Source organism: Hominiventricola aquisgranensis, assembly GCF_040096225.1.
Lineage (GTDB): Bacteria > Bacillota > Clostridia > Lachnospirales > Lachnospiraceae > Hominiventricola > Hominiventricola aquisgranensis.
In genome coordinates this window covers 1-535 of sequence record NZ_JBBMFC010000078.1, presented here as the reverse complement: position 1 = coordinate 535, position 535 = coordinate 1, and the positions used below count along the sequence as shown (strand labels likewise).

Sequence of the window (535 nt, the reverse complement as noted above, 5' to 3'; positions counted from 1 at the left end):
GACTTAGTGGCGGACGGGTGAGTAACGCGTGGGTAACCTGCCTCACACAGGGGGATAACAGTTAGAAATGACTGCTAATACCGCATAACCCGATAGGATCGCATGATCCAGACGGAAAAGATTTATCGGTGTGAGATGGACCCGCGTCTGATTAGCTAGTTGGTGAGGTAACGGCCCACCAAGGCGACGATCAGTAGCCGGCCTGAGAGGGTGAACGGCCACATTGGGACTGAGACACGGCCCAAACTCCTACGGGAGGCAGCAGTGGGGAATATTGCACAATGGGGGAAACCCTGATGCAGCGACGCCGCGTGAGTGAAGAAGTATTTCGGTATGTAAAGCTCTATCAGCAGGGAAGAAAATGACGGTACCTGACTAAGAAGCCCCGGCTAACTACGTGCCAGCAGCCGCGGTAATACGTAGGGGGCAAGCGTTATCCGGATTTACTGGGTGTAAAGGGAGCGTAGACGGTCAAGCAAGTCAGAAGTGAAAGGCTGGGGCTCAACCCCGGGACTGCTTTTGAAACTGTTTGACT

The 535-nt window shown here is 53.8% G+C and carries 1 rRNA gene; it reads left to right on the top strand.

Features of this window, described 5'->3' with window-relative positions:
* Positions 1-535 (top strand): 16S ribosomal RNA (locus WMO62_RS15785); the annotation flags it as partial.